An 18,930-nucleotide genomic window follows, 5' to 3' on the forward strand; every position below is an offset into this window, starting at 1 on the left:
AAGATGGTCCCCGAGCTTGCGCTGCTGAATTAAAGTAGGCAGTGACGGGAAGGCCCGTTAAAGCCAAGAGGCCTTTATAGGCGAATTAGGGTGGTACCGCGGGATACGAGCCCGCCCCTTTCCGGGGCGGCTTTTTTATTTGTGGAAGACGAAAAAATTCAGGGAGGTAAAAACAGTTGAAGATAGTTGTGCAAAAGAGTGTAATTTTAATTGGATGATGATAGATGTTATTAAGTGTGTAAAAAGTAAAAGAAATTTACTCGATTAGTCGAAGGACACTTATAAACTGGGAAAAAGAAGGATCAATTACCCCTCTCAGGACTCCGAAGGATAGAATGGCGAGGATTTACGGGCGAAAAGGTGGTAAAGAGCATGCTAACAATCCAAGCTAAACTTGGTTTTGACAGTAAAGAAGATAAACAAGAAGTATTAGACCTTATGAGAAGATGGTCATCCTGCATGAGATTTGCATATAACAGGCTTTTAGAAAGTAAAGGTAGAAATGAACTCAAACGAGAATTGCAAGGGATTTTCAATCTAAATTCGAGGTATGTAGATGATGCGATAATTAAGGCAAAAAGCGTCCTTGAGTCATGCAAAGAAAGATGCGAAAATCCAAGCAGGGTTATTTTCGGTAGCAGGAGTTTGTTTGAAAAGCTCAAGAAGCGGCACATAAACGGAAATGCATATAAGAAGCTGAAAAAAGAGTGGCAAGAAAGAAGGAAGGGCAATCTCTACTCACGGGGAGATAAGAGCAAGAAAGGAAATCTGAATACGAGAATCAAGATAGATGAAAATGGCGCAGTACTTAGAATCAACGTAAGTGAAAGAAAGTATGCTTATGCAAGGATACAAGCGGGATGTAAGAAAGGAAAGAGCCGGGAGGAATTACTTGAGGCAATAAGCACTTGCGGAGAAGCCTATTCCGTCGAGCTAAAGCTCAAAAACGGAAAAGTATATGCTTACTTTACGATTGAAGAAAACTTCCCGGAAGTTACGGTAACAAAAGAAAATGGGGTTATAGGCATAGACGTCAACGCATATCCGGACCATATAGCGTGGTCAGAAACAGATGAGAACGGTAATCTTGTAAGTTACAGCAAAATTCTGATGCCCGAACTTGCAAGCGGCAGTTCAGATAAAAGGGAGTATTACAGATGGCAGCATGCCCACGAAGTAGTAAGGCTAGCAGAAGAAAAGGAAAAGGCTATAGCGATCGAAAGGTTGGACATAAGAGACAAAGGAAAAAGAGGGGACTTTTCGGGGAGGAAATCGAGGAGGATAAGGCACAGCTTTAGCTACAGGTCGCTTTTGGAGAAAATCAAGGTTTTAGCGAAGAGAAAGGGCATACAAGTCATAGAAGTTAATCCTGCCTATACATCCATGATAGGGATGCTGAAGTATGTACCGCAGTATATGATAAGCAAGGACGTGGCAGCAGCGTATGTCATAGCACGGAGGGGGCTTAGAATAAAAGAGAGGATACCAGACAACTACATGAAACTCCTTGAAAACCTTGACGTTGATAGCCTGGAAGACCTGAAAGATTATGTGAGCAAGGCAATCAAGAACAGACGTTTAAAGAAGAAGCAACTCAAAGAGATAGACTATGCGATAAAGGTGTTACAAAGCCTTGGGAGTGAGCCGGGGGAGGCACTAATACCTCTGGATGGAACAAGTATTAGTGCCTATAGCGAAAGCTATAAACTCTGGCGAGTTCTCAAGGTAGCGGTGGTAACGCCACTCTCCCCTGGGAAAGTCTTAAGAGACATCTCTGTCCTGAAGGGGGTATTACATTCGGGGCAAGTGGGGAGACCCGGATAAGGGCGCAAGTTCCTGCTTCTTGGGGCAGGGGCTATGGGAGTGCTTAAATACCGCCTGCTGGGAATGAGCACTCCCTGAAAGGGCGGAATATAAATAGCCCAGCCGTCTAAACTTGTGCAATTTTGCACAGTTTGGATGACCAGGGAGTTCAATGAGAGAAAAGGTATTTTACGTGACGACGCCCATTTACTACGTCAACGCGGAGCCCCATATTGGACATGCGTACACTACCATAATAGCTGATTTTCTTGCGCGGTGGCACCGCCTTGCCGGGTACGATACCTATTTTCTCACCGGCACCGACGAACACGGCGAGAAGATAGCCCAGGCGGCCAGGGCCAGCGGCGAAGAACCGCAGGCTTTTGTGGACAGGATGAGCACCCGGTTTAAAGATGCGTGGGAAAAGCTGAACATAAGATACGACGACTTCATAAGGACGACGGAACCGAGGCACAAAAACGTAGTGCAGCAAGTGCTCCAAAAGGTATACGATGCGGGGGATATCTACTACGGCGAGTACGAAGGTCTTTACTGCGTGGGGTGTGAGCGCTTTTTGACCGAAAAGGAGCTGGTGGACGGCCGGTGTCCGGACCACGGCACCGTGCCTGAAAGGAGAAAGGAAGGCAATTACTTCTTCCGGATGGAAAAATACAGGCTCTGGCTGAAAAGCTACATCGAGGAAAATCCGGATTTCATCCGCCCAGAAGGTTACAGGAACGAAGTGCTCTCCATGCTTTCCGAGCCCGTAGGGGACCTTTCCATATCCCGGCCCAGGCGGCGCGTCCCCTGGGGAATTCCGCTGCCCTGGGATGAGGAGCACGTGACTTACGTTTGGTTCGATGCGCTCTTGAATTACGTTTCCGCCCTGGGTTATCCGGATGGGGAAAAATACCGGCGCTACTGGGAGCATGCCTGGCATCTCATCGGCAAGGACATATTGAAGCCCCACGCTGTATTCTGGCCAACCATGTTGAAATCCGCCGGCATACCCATATACCGCTGCCTGAATGTGGGAGGATTTTTACTCGGCCCCGACGGCAGAAAAATGTCAAAGAGCCTGGGCAACGTTGTGGACCCCTTTGTTCTGGCGGAAAGATACGGCTCGGATGTGGTGAGGTACTACCTCCTCAGGGACCTGCCTTATGGCCTTGATGGCTCCGTGGGAGAGGCGGCGCTTGTTGAAAGATACAATGCCGATCTTGCCAACGACCTGGGCAATTTGCTCTCTCGCACGGTCACCATGATTGAAAAATTCTTCGGAGGATACATACCGTCCCCCGGACCGGCCGAAGGGACAGACCACGAGCTCATTTCAGAGGCCGAAAAGCTGCCGGATGAGGTAGAGTCTTTAATTAGGCGGATGGAGCTTTCCGAGGCTTTGAAAGCAATATGGAAATTCATTGGCAGGGCGAACAAGTACATCGATGAAACGGCTCCCTGGGTTCTGGCCAAAGACCCAGCGAAAAAGGAGCGCCTTGCGACTGTGATTTATAACCTCGCTGAAGTGCTTAGAATCATATCGGTTCACATAGAGCCGGCCATGCCCGGTATTCCGGCTAAAATCAGAGAGCAACTGGGTATCAACGACGAAAACCTCACAAGCTGGGAAAGCGTAAGTCGTTTTGGAGTTCTCCCGGCGGGGCTGAAGGTCGGAGATAAAAAGATAATTTTCCCGAGGATAGAAGAGCCTGTTGAAATAAAGACCGCGGAGGAAAAATCCAAAGGGCAGCAAGTCCACATAACCATAGATGATTTTGCAAAAGTGGACCTGAGGGTGGCCGAAGTTCTTGAAGCTTCCCGAATCGAGGGGGCGGATAAGCTGCTCAAACTGAAGGTGAGGATAGGAGAAGAAACGCGCCAGATAGTGGCGGGAATAGCAAAGCACTACAGCCCCGAACAATTAGTCGGGAAAAAGATAGTGGTCGTGGCCAACTTAAAGCCGGCCAAGCTGCGGGGTGTGGAGTCCCAGGGGATGCTGCTTGCGGCTTCGTCTAAAGAAAAAGTAGTGCTCGTTACTGTGGACGAAGATATCGAGGCGGGGGCTAAGGTCAAATGATGGGCGGTTCGGTGCTGGTCGACGCTCACGCACACCTTGATGATGCGGCCTTCGACGGTGACCGGGAGGAACTTTTAAAGCATATAAAGGAACAGGGGATAATTGTCATTAACGCCGGGTCCGACCTAGAGAGCAGCCGCATGTCTTTGGAACTTGCCCGAAAGTGTGATTTTGTGTACGCCTGCGTGGGGGTCCACCCCCACGAGGCTTCAAAGGCAAGTCCAGACTACATCGATGTATTGCGGGACTTGGCAAAGCACCCGAAAGTAGTGGCTGTCGGTGAAATCGGACTCGACTATCACTACAATTTTTCTCCCAGAGAGGCGCAGAAAAAAGTTTTTAAAGCACAACTTTCTCTTGCAAAGGAGCTGGGCCTGCCGGTGGTGGTCCACAGCCGGGAGGCCCTGGGGGATACGCTGGAAATACTGAAAAAGTCAGGCGTAGCAAAAGGCCTTATGCACTGCTATTCCGGAAGCCTTGCGGAAGCATGGGATTTTTTGGCCTTGGGCTTTTATTTTTCCTTCGGGGGTGTCTTGACTTTTAAAAAGGCTGAAGGTGTGAGGAAAGTGGCGGCAGGCCTTCCGAAAGAAAGGGTGCTAGTAGAGACCGACTGCCCCTATCTTTCGCCGGAGCCGTTCAGGGGTAAGAGAAACGACCCCACCCGCCTTATTTACATAGTTCGCGCTCTTTCATATATTTGGGGGATTTCCGAGGAAGAAGTGGTCAAAATCACGAAGAACAACGCAAAAAAACTTTTCGGCATCGAATGCTAAGAGAAGGTGTATTTTCAATTTTTAGCTTTTGTGTTAAAATAACAGCGTTCGCATAAAATTTAGGATAATGGACGGTGTAACGAAATGATAGCATATCCTTTGGGGGATTCCCTGTACCTCAACATAACAAACCGCTGTCCCAACCATTGCACTTTTTGCATAAGGAACTTTAGCGACGGCATAGACGGATATAACCTCTGGTTGGAAAAGGAGCCCACCACGAGAGAGATTATCGAAGCCATAGGGGACCCTACAAAGTACAAAGAAGTGGTATTTTGCGGCTTCGGAGAGCCGCTGATGCGCCTTCAGGTTGTGCTGGATGTGGCCCGCCACATAAAGAAAAACTATCCGGGCGTGCCTATCAGGATAAACACCAACGGATTGGGGAACTTAATAAACGGAGAGGACATAACGCCTTATTTCAGGGGACTTATAGATACCGTATCCATAAGCCTTAATGCGGAAAATGCCAAAAAATATCAGGAGATTTGCAATTCCGATTACGGAGAAGACGCCTTTTATTCCATGCTGGAATTCGCGAGAAAATGCAAAAACCACGTGTCGAGGGTGGTCCTCACGGTGGTGGACGTGCCGGGAGTCGACGTGGAAAAGTGCCGCAAAATAGCAGAGGAACTCGGAGTGGAATTCAGGGTAAGGCACTTTGAAGGTGGGGACGGGGAATAAGCTTGAACGTGAAAAAAGTGATGAGGGAGTTTGGGATTCGGCCCAGCAAGCGCCTGGGACAGCATTTTCTTATAGACGAAAGGCCGCTTGCGGCCATGATAGAGGCTGCGGAGTTGAAAAATGAAGACGGGGTTCTCGAAATAGGACCGGGCCTCGGGGTTTTAACCCTGAAACTCGGTCGCCTTGTTAGAAAAGTGGTGGCCGTGGAAAAAGACCCTGCTCTCTTTCCCGTCCTAGAGAAATTGACGGGAAAGTATAAAAATATTTGTTTATTAAACGAAGATGTGCTAAAATTGGATTTAGAGAAAGTTTCAAAGGAACATTTCGATGGCAAGTTCAAAGTGGTGGCAAACCTCCCTTACTATATAACCAGTCCCATTCTCATGAAAATAGTGGAGAACCGCCATTTGATAAAAATGGCGGTTATTATGGTACAAAAAGAAGTGGCCCAGCGCCTATCGGCAAGACCCGGCACAAGAGATTACGGCATACTTTCCATTGCGGTGCAGCTTTACGCACACGTGGATTTGATTTGCCAGGTGGGGAGGTCGGCCTTCCTTCCTCCTCCGAAAGTGGAATCGGCCGTGGTGAGGCTGAAGTTGAGGGAACTCCCCTCTGTCAACATCGAAGACGAAAAGATGTTTTTCAGGATCGTGGAGGCCGCATTCGGCGAAAGGAGAAAGACGGTGAAAAATTCTTTAAAGAGCAGGCTTTCCCTTCCTTCCGATGAAATAAGAGAGGCTTTGAAAAAGGCGGGGATAGACGAAAATCGCCGGGCCGAAACGCTAAATATAGAGGAATTTACGGAGTTATCGAGGGAGATTGCAAAAATAATAAAAAATATTGAGTAGCTTGCTATGTTTTTACGGTGGGGCTTTGTACATATCCAACCTTAAACTGTTTTGAGGACGTGATCGACGTGTACTTCATAAGCCCTACTAAAGGAAAAATCACATTAAAAGAAGTGGTAGAGGATATCATCGCCTTTATGGAAGAGGAGCCCAACGCCGCTTACAAATTGATTATCGGCACCGACTCCCAGGCCCGGGATACGGTCTGCTTTGTAACGGCCATAATAATACACCGTGTGGGGAAGGGAGCCAGGTACTATTACCGGAAGAAATTTATGTCGCAGGTGAAAAGCCTGCGGCACAAAGTATATACCGAAACTTCGCTTTCCCTGGAAGTCGTGAATTTGCTGGAAAGAGAGCTTTCAAAGACCAGCTACCGGAATATGGACGTGGAAATCCACGTGGATATAGGCCAAAACGGCGACACCAAGGAGCTAATTCGCGAAGTGGTGGGCTGGGTTATGAGCAGCGGTTATAAAGTCAAGATAAAGCCCCAGGCCTTCGGGGCCACGAAGGTTGCGGATAAATATACTAAGTGAAAGCCTTTATGAAGTTTTCCAGAAGGTCGAAACGCCGTAAGGGGTTGAATCCCTGGTATTGTTTTGAGCCAAGGGTGCGGGTCCTGGGCTTCCCTTCAAAATAATTCATGGCTTCGATTATATCGCCGATAATCGTATCGGCGATTTTTTTTGCATGAAAAAAACCCCGTTCTTTCGAACCGAGCGCCCTGCTTTGGATGGTTACGGGGGCTTCTATGCCCAGGGAGTTTTTTACGGCAAGAGCCGATATCACAGGAGGGACTGCGAAATCCCTTATGTCGGCCAGATTCATGAGATTTCTTGAGACAGCGCATGGTCCGTGGGAGGGGATGGCGACATTGATTTTTTCATAAATACCGAGGCGCGTATTAAAAAGCTTTCGGAAACAGTAAAGCTCCATTGCTATTTTGTTTTCCCGAATTTTGTCAGGAATGCAGAGCGTGAGGGCCAGGTCCGCATTCTTTGAAAGGATTGATTTGGCGAGTTGATTGATCACCGGGGCAAGGTCGCCTGTCATATCGCCGTCGACGAAAATCACACAGTCGGCGTTATTTTTGAGGGCGTAGAAGACGCCGACTGCCCTGGGGATGTCATATCCTAAAGGTTCTTCGAAAATTAATAAATCCACGGTGGGGATGTTTTTTTCTTTAATTTCTTGCAGCGTTCCATCACTGCTGCCGTTTAGGACGACCAAAATCCGGTCTACCGGCGCCTTTGACAAGGTTTCCAAAACTTTTGAAATTCTTCCCTTTTCATCCTTAGCAGGCACCACCGCTATATTCAATATTGCTCACCACCCTTGTCGTTAACACGGCTGTTTCTCTTAACATATTATGTATTAGCAGCTCAAAGATTTCATCGGGGCAGTCGAAAAGAGGTGGAAAGCCGAATGGTGAGGGTAGGGGATGTGGTGGCTAGGATTTCCTACGGGAAAGATGTGTTTTTTAAGGTGATCGAAATAAGAGAGGAGAAAAAAATCGCCGTATTGAAAGGTATAAACGTCAGGATAATTGCCGATGCCCCTTTCGATGACCTCGTTCATCCCTCCCCGGCGGAAGTGCGTGAGTACAGAAAGGAGTATATTAAAAAGGCAAATGAATGCATGGAGAGAATTTTTTACCGCCGGGAACTGGAGATCAGCAGATTAAATCGGGGAAATTCTGAAGAAAACGATTTTTTTTATATACCTGGGAGAGTGCTCCATGTGGACGGTGACCAGGACTATCTGGAATTTTGCCTTTCCACTTACAAACAACTGGAAATAGAAGCCTACGGCGTGAATCTGGCTGAAAAAGACCAGCCCAAAAAAATAAAAGAGCTGGTGATGGAGTACAATCCCGATATCCTGGTGATAACGGGTCACGACGGCCTTTTGAAAAACAGGAGCGATTTTAAAAACGTGGATGCCTACAGGAATTCTAAATATTTCATAGAGACCGTCAGGGAGGTCAGGAGATATCAGCCTTCGCTGGACGATCTGGTGATTTTCGCCGGTGCCTGCCAATCCCACTACGAAGAGCTCATAAAAGCGGGGGCCAATTTTGCAAGTTCCCCTCACCGGGTATTTATTCACGCCCTTGACCCCGTTTTTGTAATCGAAAAAATAGCGTATACGCCTTTCGACCAGGTCGTCTCGGTACAGGATGTGATAGATGCCACCATAACAGGTATTAAAGGCATAGGAGGGGTCAAGACGAGGGGTAAACTGAGGCAAGGATTGCCCCGTTCTCCTTACGAATAACGAGGTGGTGCGCATTATGGAAGGAGAAGAAATAAATGTAAAGATTAAAATGTTCGATGTCGTGGGAAAAAAAGAAAATGTACTCGATATGGAAAAGTACGTGGAAGGTGCCGTCGCCTTTGCCATGCCGGCGGAATTTCCTTTAGAAGCCTTAAAAGCTCAGGCGGTGTGCTCGAGGACTATAGCGGTAAGAAGGATGACTGTTTTCGGCGGCAGCGGATGCCGCAGGCACCCCGGCTTTGAAGTCTGCACCGACCCGGAGCATTGCCAGGGTTTTTTAGATGAAGAAGAAAGAAGAATACTCTGGGGTGCGAGGTTTGAGGAGTACAGCAGTAAAGTCAAAGAGGCAGTCATGGATACTGCAGGTATTATCCTGACTTATAACGGCAAGCCCATCGAGGCCGTGTATCACCGGGCGTGCGGGGGGAGTACCGAGGATTCGGAAAACGTCTGGGGCAACAGTGTAAGCTATCTGAGAAGGGTGGAGTGCGATTATTGCAAGAATTCCGCCGAATGGCGCACAGTAAGAACTTTTTCTGAGAAGCAGCTCAAAAATAAACTTGGCATAGCTTTAGATGAAGCCAGGTTCGATAAAAGTCGGGTTCCTGGCATCATAGATAATGTTCAAAGCACAAAGTCTGGAAGAATTAGGAAGATAAAAATAGGAGATATGGTCTTCGACGGTGCCGATGTCAAAAGATTATTGGGATTTAATTCTACAAAGATAAGTTGGAAAATTTCGGCAATAACTTTCGAGGTTATGGGGAAGGGCCATGGGCTGGGTATGTGTCAGCACGGGGCACGTACTATGGCACTTATGGGTTTTCCATTGGATGAAATTTTAAAGTTCTACTTTACCGGCGTTGAATTATCGGAATTGAAAGCGCCTACTGTGGCAAAACCCCTTTTCGGCAAAATAATAGCTATTGATCCAGGGAGAGGAGGAGATGCCAACCACTGCGGGCCGATGGGATTGTCTGAAGGGTACGTAAACTTAGAGATAGCAAGAAGTCTCGAATCATTGTTAAAAAAGGAAGGAGCCCGGGTGGTGATGACCAGAGATAAAAACGAATACAAGAGTCTCCACGAGAGGGCTAGAGTAATAAACGATAGCAATGCGGATATTGCTGTAATCATCCATCAAAATTGTTGGGAGGACGAAAAATCCGGCGGCACAGAACTATTCTATTTGCCTGGAGACGAAAAGGGCAGGAGGCTTTCGCTTTGTATTCATAAGGAACTTATTTCAGAATTGAAGCTGAAGGATTTAGGAGTGAAAGAAGCGGACCTTTATCTCTTGAGGGAAACCCGAATACCTTCGACGTTGATTAACGTTGCATGTTTGAGCAATCCGGAAGAAGAGAGATTGCTCTCAGAGAGAGAATTTAGAGAAAGGGCGGCTTATGCTATATTAACCGGAATAATAGCGTATTATCAGGGCCATTTTAGTTAAAAGGCCTTATTTTTTTGCAATAAAACAGTTGACAAAAGACATAATGGCTGCTAAAATATTATAATATTTGACATCACGGGAAATTAATGATATAATTTATTACGTATTTTGTATTTTTGTGAGGTGAGGTTTATGGCCACCGAGAACACTCTCCTCAAAATAAAAAAGAGCATTGAGCCTTATGTCGGGAAGAGGGTCAAGATTAAAGCTAATCGGGGGCGAAAGAAGATTTTCGAACAGGAAGGTATATTGGAAAAGGTATATCCAAGCATCTTTGTTGTGAGAGTTGAGGATGCGCCAGATTCAATAAGGCGCATATCGTATAGCTATTCGGACATCCTTACCGAAACCGTCCAGCTTATGCCCTGTTTGAAAGAAAAAAGTGCCAATTAGTCCTTAAAAGGACTTTTTTTTTAAATTTAAAACAAAACCTCCCTTTGCTGAATAATTATATACTAAACTGGCCTTTTACCGGCAAAGGGGGGTCTTTGTGTTACGGGCTGAAAGAGTGCTCAGGCGCTATGAAAAAAAGCTTTTTTCGATAGAAAATGTAGTGGGGACTGGCTTGGGCTACAAGATAGTAGAGGGTAGGACTACTAACGAGCCTGCTGTCATCGTCCTCGTTAAGAAGAAAAAACCTGAAAGAGAGTTGCCGAGAAGCCAAATTTTGCCCAAAAAACTCGAAAATGTGATGACCGACGTGATAGAAGTGGGCGAGGTGAGATTTCTCGATGTCAGGACGCAAAAAACAAGACCGGCTATGCCTGGTGTGAGCATAGGGCATTATAAAGTTACAGCAGGAACTTTTGGCGCGGTGGTCAAAGATGAAGCAACGGGGGAGCCTCTAATATTGTCAAACAATCACGTGCTTGCCAATGCTACAAATGGCAGAGACGGCAGGGCCTCCATAGGAGACCCCATACTGCAGCCCGGCCCTTATGACGGTGGGGGGGCGGAGGACGTCATAGCCCACCTTTACAGGTTTGTTCCAGTTGAGAAGGATTTAGCTCCCAGCAGGTGCTCCGTAGCAAAAAGGGGTGAAAATTTTATAAATTTTTTTCTAAAGTTCCTGAAACCGGACTATAAGGTGGCATTCCTGAAACAAAAACCAGCGTATAATTTTGTAGATGCTGCGGTAGCAAAACCTGTAGATCCCGACTACGTCAAAGCCGAAATTATGGAGCTAGGCGAGATCAAAGGCTTAGCAGAGCCCAGCATAGGAATGACTTTAATAAAAAGCGGCCGTACCAGCGGCGTATCAAAGAGCGAGATAAGAGCTCTTAGTGTGAGGATAAGGGTGATTATGAGCCCGGGAGAAGAAGCTACCTTCCATGACCAGTTGCTTGCGGGTCCGATGGCACAACCGGGTGACAGTGGTTCGCTTGTGGTAAATGAAAAGATGGAAGCGGTAGGGCTGCTTTTTGCTGGATCTGAGGTGGCTACCTTGATCAATCCAATATCGCTGGTGCTTAAGCTCTTGGGAGTCAAATTTTATTAAAATATGCCATTGAAGGGTATACAACCCATTGGCAGGATATTCGGCGACGAAGCGATTTTTGATGAATAAGGGGATAGACATTCCCCTTATCCTGTTTTTATGGAGATATCGGCGGATTGTTCAATAAAAGATAAAAAGATATAATAGATGAGAAATCCGGCTTGGGAGGCGGTAAGAATGAAAAAAACTCTGAAATATTTTGCAGCGCTTATTTTGATCGTCTTTCTTGCAGTGCTTCCTGCAGTAGCCTTTGCTTCTGGATGGGTAAACCTTAAGGTAACCTATAACGGCACCGTAAAGGTTTTTCGCATTCCGATCGAAAGCGTGTTAAAGAGCGGAAAATATATGTTCACATTAAATGTTTCGAAGTTTTTCGAACTAAAGCCTCAAAACCAATCCAATACACAGGACAGCAAACCGAACGATAAGCAGGAAACTACCCAAGTCCAGGGTCTAACGGCCGATGAAAAACAAATGCTGGATTTAGTAAACGCCGAAAGAACTAAAGCGGGATTAAAGCCCCTTCAAATTGACATGAGATTGGTGGAACTTGCAAGAAAGAAAAGCAAGGACATGATTCTGAACAATTACTTCGGCCACACATCCCCTGTCTACGGAACGCCGTTTGATATGATGAAGTCAGCGGGCATAACTTACAAATACGCGGGGGAAAACTTGGCAGGAGCTCCTAACGTCTTTAAAGCCCATGAGGGTTTGATGAACAGTCCGGGCCACCGGGCCAATATCTTGAGTCCCAACTATAACCGCATTGGCATAGGGGTCGTTGAAGGCGGGCCGTACGGAAAAATGTTCACTCAGCTTTTTATAGGAACAGAATAAAGTTTTTCACAGGTGTGTATTTCCTGTGGATAACATGTGGATATTGTGAGTAATTTTTTAGATTTTAACCCGCAGAAAAATTAGGCGGGTTTTTTTATTTTCACATTTTCTTTTTAAATTCATATACTGTTATTGCCCCGGAATGGGGAAGGGTTTTTAAACTTGTTTAAAGAGGTGGGGTTCGTGGCGTTTTTCTCGTTGGCTGTGGTTCTCGGCATTTTTATTGTGGTAATCTACCTGTATTACAGGGAAAATTTAATATCGAAAGATTGTGGGAGAAAACATTCTAATGACGAATTGCAATATCCTATTCCCAAGTTTCCGCAAGATGAAATAATAGACCTTCCGAAAACTCCGCAGCGAAAGGGTGAAACAAAGAATGATGATATTGAAAATTTACTCCAATAATATCACGTTTTTAAAGACGGGTGTCGAGGGATGTCCGTCTTTGTTTTTCGGTGGAACATATTTCTCCGGCCTTACATATATATTATTAGAGGTTTTACAAAAGGAGGGGAGTCTATGGGAGTAAGATTAGATAAACAATTGGTTAAAGTAGATCAGGTGGTCGGAGAAGATAAAGTGCAGGCTATCGTAGAAGGTTCGATAATGCTTCCTTACGGCAAGCCAGATATAGAAAAGGTGCTGTCGGTAGAAGCAAAAGTGAATACGGAGAACCTGGATGTAAACGTCATAGACGACAAAGTTGTAATAGAAGGCTATGTTGACGTTGAAGCGCTTTATGTCGGAAAAGTTCCTGCCGAATCCCAGCCGGTCCATTTTGTAGAAGGGAATGTGGATTTCAGTGTTTTTGCTAAAATTCCAGGTGCCAGGAAAAACATGGACGTCAAGGTAAAAGGCCGGGTAGAACACGTGCAGTTTTTCCAAAATAACACAAGGCCCCGTGAAATCGAAGTGAGGATTATTGTGGAATTTTTCGTGAAAGTAACAAAGAGGGTACAGCTTGAGATAGTGGTTGGTGCCACGGGGCCTGCGGACCTCCAGGTATTAAAAGAAAGCATACGGATTGACCACGTAGTTGGCGAAGGGAGGGCGCAGAAGGTAGTAAAGAGCGAAGTCGACGTGCCGCCCAAAAAACCGGACATCCTCGAGATATTAAAGGCCGAAGGTAAAGTCAGGACCACGGAGACGAAGGCGCTTGACAACAAGGTTGTAATAGAGGGCGTTTTAGAGATTGATATCCTTTATGTAGGTGATGTCCGCGAAGGCCTTCCCCAGCAGCCGGTGCATTTTATGGAAGCCGAAATACCGTTCACAGAGTTCGTAGAAGTGCCGGATTGCAGGCATGACATGTCTAAAACAGTAAAAGTAAGCGTAGAACACATAAGAGCCCGAAAAAAGGATGAAAGAAGCATTACGGTGGAAGCTGTCCTTGATATAAAAGCAAAAGTTTTAGAGCCCAAGACCATAGAAGTGGTGGAAGACCTTTTCAGCCCGTCTCAAAGGCTTGATGTGAAAAAGACAAAAGTTAAAGTAGATAAAGTTATCGGTGAAGGAGAAAATCAGATAGTCGTTAAAGAAACCTTTAAAGTGCCTGTGGAAAAACCGCCCATTGAGCAAATTTTCAAAACTGAAGCCAGAGTGAAAGTCACAGAAACCCAAATCATTGAGGATAAAGTCGTGGTCGAAGGTGTGCTGAAACTGGAAACGCTGTATGTAGCCGAAGCACCGTACTGTTCCCCCCAACAGCCGGTTCATTTTGTTGAAAATGAAACCCCATTTACAATTTTTGTGGAAATTCCCGGAGCAAGAGAAGACATGGCGCTTGATTACGAAGTGGAGGTAGAGCATGTTTCTTCCAAAGTTGACCCAAATGACTCTCGCAGGTATGAGGTAAGGGTAGTATTGAAGCTCGTGGCGAAGGTTACCAGAATGGTGCAGATGGATGTGGTCGTCGACGTGGAAGAAGCGGCAGAAGAGGAGAAAAAAGGAGAGAAAAAAGAGTATAAAGACGATAAACCTTACATGACAATATACATCGTGCAAAAGGGCGATACTCTGTGGAAAATAGCAAAACGATACAACGTCACTTTAGACGCAATAATAAAGGCGAACAACATCGCAAATCCCGATTTGATATACCCCGGACAAAAGTTAATCATCCCGAGACAGATGCATTAAAAAATTCCCGCAGAATGCGGGATTTTTATTATTTTTTTTGGGGGAAAATAACGCCGGGGTGATTTTTTTGGGAGAAAAAGTCAGGGGATATTTAATGGTAATAGGAGGAGCAGAAGACCATAGCGGGGACAAAAAGATATTAAAAAAGTTTGCCGAAATTTCTGGGCAAGGCAAGGCAAACGTTACTGTGATTACCGTTGCATCCCAGGACCATCAAGAGGTCGGGGAAATGTACGTCGAGATTTTTTCTGGGATAGGTGTAGGGCATATAGAAACCCTCGATATCAAAAGCCGGAGCGATGCCAACAAGGAATCGGTTGCAGAGCGCATCGCGAGTTCCACGGGGATATTCTTTACGGGCGGAGACCAACTACGTATAACCAGCGTTCTTGGAGGCACTAAAGCCCATTATGCGCTCGAAAGAGCATACAGACAGGGTGTAATTATTGCGGGGACCAGCGCAGGGGCTGCTGCCATGAGCGATACTATGATAATAGGGGGAGAAGGAGACGAGGCGCCTAAAGGAAACATTGTCAGCATGGCGCCAGGCCTTGGGCTGTTGGAAGAGGTGGTAATTGACCAGCATTTTGCTCAGAGAGGGAGGATGGCCCGCCTTTTAATGGCTGTTGCCCAAAACCCATTTATTTTAGGGGTTGGTATAGACGAGGACACGGCGATCGTTGTCCACCCGGATGGTAATTTTTGGGTGATAGGCTCTAATACCGTAACCGTATTGGATGGAAATTGCATAAGCTTTACGAATGTTTCGGAGCTCGGGCCGGGTGAACCTCTTGCCGTATGCAATATTGCAATACACGTCCTGTCACCTGGATTGGGTTTTGATATGAAAAAGAGAAGGCCTCTATTTGAATGAAAGGTGGAAAAATGCATATACCTTAGAGAAATGGATAGTATATTTCTAAGAGTTGGTGTAAGTCTTAAAAGGAGGAAATTTGATGAGGATAGTCGATATAAGAGCCCTTGAAGGGCCCAACATTTACAGCCCAAAGCCGGTAATAAGGATGCTGGTGGATATAGGAAGATGGGATGACGTTTCCACAAAAGAATTGGGAGGATTTAAAGAAAGGCTTTTAGAAAAACTCCCCGGCCTTGCCCTGCACCACTGCTGCTTTGATAGGCCCGGCGGCTTTCTGATAAGACTTGATGAGGGCACGTACATTCCTCACGTCATAGAACACGTGGCCTTGGAGCTTTTAAACTTATTGGGCCAGGATGTAAAATTCGGCAGGGCCAGGTGGTGGGAGGAAACAGTCTATAGCGTAGTGTTCGGCTATGAAAAAAAATATGCGGCCCTTGAGGCGGGAAAACTTGCTGTGCGGTTGGTAAAAGAGCTATTAAACGGAAAGGATGTAAACCTTGCAGAGGAGCTTTCGAAGATAGAGCATTATTCGGCAGAAAAAGAACTGGGTCCGAGCACGTCGGCAATAGAATTGGAAGCAAAAAGCAGGGGGATTCCGGTTACCAGGATTGGGGATGGGAGCTTTCTCATATTAGGTTACGGGGCTTTTCAGAAAAGGGTAAAAGCCACCCTGACTAACCAAACGAGCTGTGTTGCGGTAGATATAGCCTGTGATAAGATTTTGACTAAAAGGATGCTTACATTGGCGGGAATTCCCGTTCCGGATGGTATAGCGGTTTACACCGAGGAAGAAGCGGTAAAGGCTGCTGAAGAAATAGGATACCCGGTTGTGGTAAAACCCATAGACGGGAATCAGGGCAAAGGTGTGAGCCTGAATTTAAAAAACGAAAAGGAAGTGACAGAAGCTTTCCGCATTGCATCAGAGTACAGTCCAAAAGTCCTAGTGGAAAAATACATCCGGGGCAGGCATTACCGCTTGCTCGTTGTGGGCGGAAAATTTGTCTGCGCTGCAGAGAGAATACCGGCCCTCGTAGTGGGGGACGGAATCCACAGCATAAGGGAACTGATAGAAATGACAAATAACGATCCCAGGAGGGGCGAAGGGCACGAAAAACCCCTCACTAAAATAAAAATCGACCCTGTTGTGCTGCGGGTGCTGGCAAAGCACGGTTATACCCTCGATTCGATCCCGGAAAACGGACAAGTCGTTTTCCTCAGGGAAAACTGCAATCTCAGTACCGGCGGCACTGCTAGAGATGTAACGGACCTGGTATGCCCGGAAAACAGGACCTTGGCCGAAAGGGCTGCGGCCATGGTGGGACTGGATGTGGCCGGAATAGACGTGACAACAGAGGATATATCGGTGCCCATCGAAAAAAGCGGGGGTGCGGTAATAGAAGTCAATGCGGCGCCGGGAATCAGGATGCATCTTTATCCTTCGGAAGGGGAGTCCAGGCCTGCGGCAAAAGCTATAGTTGACATGCTTTTTCCAGGAGATCCTCCGAAATTTCCGCTGGTTGCAGTTACGGGCACTAACGGGAAGACCACTACTGTCCGGATGATAGCCGCCATTTTGGCCCATCACGGCTTAAAAGTTGGCATGACCTGCACGGATGGCGTTTATATCGGAGGGCATTGCGTGAAAAAGGGCGACTGCAGTGGGCCTGAAAGCGCCCGGATGGTGCTTTTGGATCCTTCGGTGGAAGCGGCGGTCCTGGAAATCGCAAGGGGAGGTCTGATACGCGGCGGGCTTTCTTATGACAGAGCTGACGTTGGCGTAATTACGAACATAACCGGTGACCATCTTGGACAGGATGGAGTTCATACCCTCGAAGACTTGATTTTCGTGAAGTCTTTAGTGGCAGAGCAGGTAAAATCTGAAGGATATGCAGTGCTTAATGCCGACGACGTCGCTTCGGTGGAGGTGAGAAAGAGGCTAAAGGGTAACGTAATCTTTTTCAGCCTCGAGGAGGACAATCTCGTGCTCCGGAAACACCTATCCGAAGGAGGTCGGGGCGTTTATTTAAAGGACGGAGTAATAGTTTTGCACTCGGAAAAGGATGTTATGCCATTGATGAAAATTACTGAAATACCTGCGACAATAAGGGGAAAAGCAAAGCACAACGCTCAAAATGTCCTGGCGGCAGTAGCTGCTAGCTGGGCTCTGAGTGTGCCTTCGGATACCGTAAAGAACGCTCTTTTGGCTTTCAAGTGCGATGAAAAAAATAATCCCGGACGATTGAACATAATTGAAAGCAGCAGTATGAGAATAATTCTCGATTACGGACACAACCCAGCCGCGCTGGAAGCGGTAATAGCTACTGCTAAATCCATGAATCCTGCACGTATGATAGGTGTTATAGCAAGCCCCGGCGACAGGAGGGACGATGCTATCTTAATGCTGGGACAGGTAGCTGGACGGGGTTTTCAGCGGCTTGTGGTAAAAGAGGATGAAGACCTGCGGGGCAGGAAGCCGGGAGAGGTGGCGTCGTTGCTCGTGAAGGGAGCTTTGAAGGCTGGATTGAAAAAAGAACAGATTGATGTTATCTTAAAAGAGAGCGAGGCCATAGCTTTTGCTATTGAGAATGCCAGAGAAGGCGATCTTGTAGTTATCTTTTACGAAAAATATGAGACAGCTCTAAAAGCCATTAAGGAAGCCATTAAAAGCCACGAGGAAACTCCTGCTTTGGCAGGGATAGTATAATTATTTTTAAAAAAAGAGAAGGATTTTGATATTTTTCCCTGAAATATATAATAGAGCTTTTTAAAGCGAGGGAGAGGATTTGTACGCGGTTGAACTGGAGGCAAAGGCTAAGATAAATCTGACGCTGGATGTGCTCTACAAAAGGCCCGATGGTTATCACCAGGTAGAAATGATAATGCAAGAGATTTCCTTGAGGGATTATCTAGTTATTTCCCTTCTTCCCAAGAAGGATATAAGAATCGTAGCTGATTCTAAAGCCATTCCTGACGGTGAAGCTAACCTTGCCTTTAAGGCAGCTAAACTGCTTATAGAGGAGTTTAATCTCGACGCAGGGGTTGAAATAAAAATATTTAAGGAGATCCCCGTTGCGGCTGGACTTGCCGGGGGAAGCGCTGATGCGGCAGCGGTATTAAAAGGGATGAACGAGATTTTTGAACTGGGGCTTTCGACAGAAGAACTGATGCTATTTGGAGAAAAGTTAGGCGCTGATGTGCCGTTTTGCGTCATGGGAGGCACGGCTCTTGCATGCGGCAAAGGGGAAGAGCTAAGTCGCCTCCCTGCAGTCCCGCCTGCAAGTCTTGTATTGATTAAACCGCCTTATTCGGTCTCCACTAGAGAGGTGTACAATAGACTAAAAATTAATTCTATTAAAAAAAGGCCTGAGACTCAAACTGTAATAGAAAGTATAAAGAAAGGAGACCTTGAGGGAATAGCAAAAGGCCTGTGCAATGTCCTAGAGGAGGTTACCTTTGCACAGCATCCGGAACTTAGGAAGTTTAAGGAGATGTTGAAGGAGAGGGGTGCTTTTGGAAGTCTAATGTCAGGCAGCGGCCCAACTGTATACGGTATTTTTGAGACAAAAAAAGATGCCGAAAGAGCAGCTACATCGTTGTCGCTTCCGGGATGCACGATTTTAATATCCTGCATGGCTTAGGAGGGAGAAAA

General features: G+C 46.4%; 17 protein-coding genes, 1 pseudogene and 1 other annotated feature (1 of these 19 cut by a window edge). Of the genes and pseudogenes, 17 read left to right on the forward strand and 1 reads right to left on the reverse strand.

Annotated elements, in window-relative coordinates:
* Positions 1-122, forward strand: a binding site (T-box leader) (it extends 84 nt beyond the left edge of the window).
* A 132-nt stretch (positions 123-254) separates the two neighbouring features.
* The 7 genes and pseudogenes from BUB66_RS11995 to BUB66_RS02365 form a co-directional block, all read left to right on the forward strand.
* A pseudogene (locus BUB66_RS11995) lies at positions 255-335 on the forward strand (IS607 family transposase); the annotation flags it as partial.
* 37 nt (positions 336-372) lie between these two features.
* Positions 373-1,824, forward strand: coding sequence for an IS200/IS605 family accessory protein TnpB-related protein (locus tag BUB66_RS02340; RefSeq protein WP_073254029.1), 1,452 nt, complete (start codon positions 373-375; stop codon positions 1,822-1,824).
* A 151-nt stretch (positions 1,825-1,975) separates the two neighbouring features.
* The gene (metG, locus tag BUB66_RS02345) at positions 1,976-3,880 is read left to right on the forward strand and encodes a methionine--tRNA ligase (RefSeq protein WP_073254032.1); all 1,905 of its coding nucleotides are present in this window, start codon (positions 1,976-1,978) and stop codon (positions 3,878-3,880) included.
* Positions 3,877-4,653: a TatD family hydrolase gene (locus tag BUB66_RS02350; RefSeq protein WP_244269716.1), complete on the forward strand. Its 777-nt coding sequence runs from the start codon at positions 3,877-3,879 to the stop codon at positions 4,651-4,653. The genes metG and BUB66_RS02350 overlap by 4 nt, the downstream gene beginning before the upstream one ends.
* Before the next feature lie 84 nt (positions 4,654-4,737).
* Complete coding sequence (locus BUB66_RS02355; RefSeq protein ID WP_073254035.1) at positions 4,738-5,337, forward strand: TatD family nuclease-associated radical SAM protein; 600 nt, start codon at positions 4,738-4,740, stop codon at positions 5,335-5,337.
* A gap of 8 nt (positions 5,338-5,345) precedes the next feature.
* On the forward strand, positions 5,346-6,188 hold the full coding sequence (gene rsmA, locus BUB66_RS02360; protein WP_244269728.1) for a 16S rRNA (adenine(1518)-N(6)/adenine(1519)-N(6))-dimethyltransferase RsmA: 843 nt from the start codon (positions 5,346-5,348) through the stop codon (positions 6,186-6,188).
* Between the two features lie 68 nt (positions 6,189-6,256).
* Positions 6,257-6,727 carry a ribonuclease H-like YkuK family protein gene (locus BUB66_RS02365; protein WP_066352484.1) on the forward strand — a complete coding sequence of 157 codons (471 nt, stop codon included), beginning with the start codon at positions 6,257-6,259 and terminating at the stop codon, positions 6,725-6,727.
* Here BUB66_RS02365 and BUB66_RS02370 read toward each other — a convergent pair.
* Complete coding sequence (locus BUB66_RS02370; protein ID WP_073254038.1) at positions 6,720-7,511, reverse strand: glycosyltransferase; 792 nt, start codon at positions 7,509-7,511, stop codon at positions 6,720-6,722. The genes BUB66_RS02365 and BUB66_RS02370 overlap by 8 nt on opposite strands.
* Before the next feature lie 105 nt (positions 7,512-7,616).
* On the opposite strand from BUB66_RS02370, the gene yabG reads away from it, so the two are divergent.
* The 10 genes from yabG to ispE all read left to right on the forward strand — a co-directional run bounded on the left by yabG (position 7,617) and on the right by ispE (position 18,919).
* On the forward strand, positions 7,617-8,468 hold the full coding sequence (gene yabG / locus BUB66_RS02375) for a sporulation peptidase YabG (RefSeq protein WP_073254041.1): 852 nt from the start codon (positions 7,617-7,619) through the stop codon (positions 8,466-8,468).
* 7 nt (positions 8,469-8,475) lie between these two features.
* On the forward strand, positions 8,476-9,921 hold the full coding sequence (spoIID, locus tag BUB66_RS02380; protein WP_280144529.1) for a stage II sporulation protein D: 1,446 nt from the start codon (positions 8,476-8,478) through the stop codon (positions 9,919-9,921).
* Between the two features lie 132 nt (positions 9,922-10,053).
* Positions 10,054-10,314 (forward strand): Veg family protein, encoded by a 261-nt coding sequence (locus BUB66_RS02385; RefSeq protein WP_073254047.1) that lies wholly within the window; start codon positions 10,054-10,056, stop codon positions 10,312-10,314.
* A gap of 97 nt (positions 10,315-10,411) precedes the next feature.
* Positions 10,412-11,419 carry a chymotrypsin family serine protease gene (locus BUB66_RS02390; RefSeq protein WP_073254049.1) on the forward strand — a complete coding sequence of 336 codons (1,008 nt, stop codon included), beginning with the start codon at positions 10,412-10,414 and terminating at the stop codon, positions 11,417-11,419.
* Positions 11,420-11,596: 177 nt separating this feature from the next.
* Positions 11,597-12,259: a CAP domain-containing protein gene (locus BUB66_RS02395; protein ID WP_073254052.1), complete on the forward strand. Its 663-nt coding sequence runs from the start codon at positions 11,597-11,599 to the stop codon at positions 12,257-12,259.
* 174 nt (positions 12,260-12,433) lie between these two features.
* Complete coding sequence (locus BUB66_RS02400) at positions 12,434-12,667, forward strand: hypothetical protein (protein ID WP_159431493.1); 234 nt, start codon at positions 12,434-12,436, stop codon at positions 12,665-12,667.
* Between the two features lie 114 nt (positions 12,668-12,781).
* Entirely contained in the window at positions 12,782-14,401 is a 1,620-nt protein-coding gene (locus BUB66_RS02405) for a DUF3794 and LysM peptidoglycan-binding domain-containing protein (RefSeq protein WP_073254058.1), read from the forward strand.
* 67 nt (positions 14,402-14,468) lie between these two features.
* Positions 14,469-15,275 (forward strand): cyanophycinase, encoded by an 807-nt coding sequence (locus tag BUB66_RS02410; protein ID WP_073254263.1) that lies wholly within the window; start codon positions 14,469-14,471, stop codon positions 15,273-15,275.
* A gap of 82 nt (positions 15,276-15,357) precedes the next feature.
* Complete coding sequence (gene cphA, locus BUB66_RS02415; protein ID WP_073254060.1) at positions 15,358-17,985, forward strand: cyanophycin synthetase; 2,628 nt, start codon at positions 15,358-15,360, stop codon at positions 17,983-17,985.
* Between the two features lie 79 nt (positions 17,986-18,064).
* Positions 18,065-18,919, forward strand: coding sequence for a 4-(cytidine 5'-diphospho)-2-C-methyl-D-erythritol kinase (gene ispE / locus BUB66_RS02420; RefSeq protein WP_073254063.1), 855 nt, complete (start codon positions 18,065-18,067; stop codon positions 18,917-18,919).
* Positions 18,920-18,930 lie beyond the last annotated feature (11 nt).

This window comes from Caldanaerovirga acetigignens (assembly GCF_900142995.1).
Lineage (GTDB): Bacteria > Bacillota > Thermosediminibacteria > Thermosediminibacterales > Thermosediminibacteraceae > Fervidicola > Fervidicola acetigignens.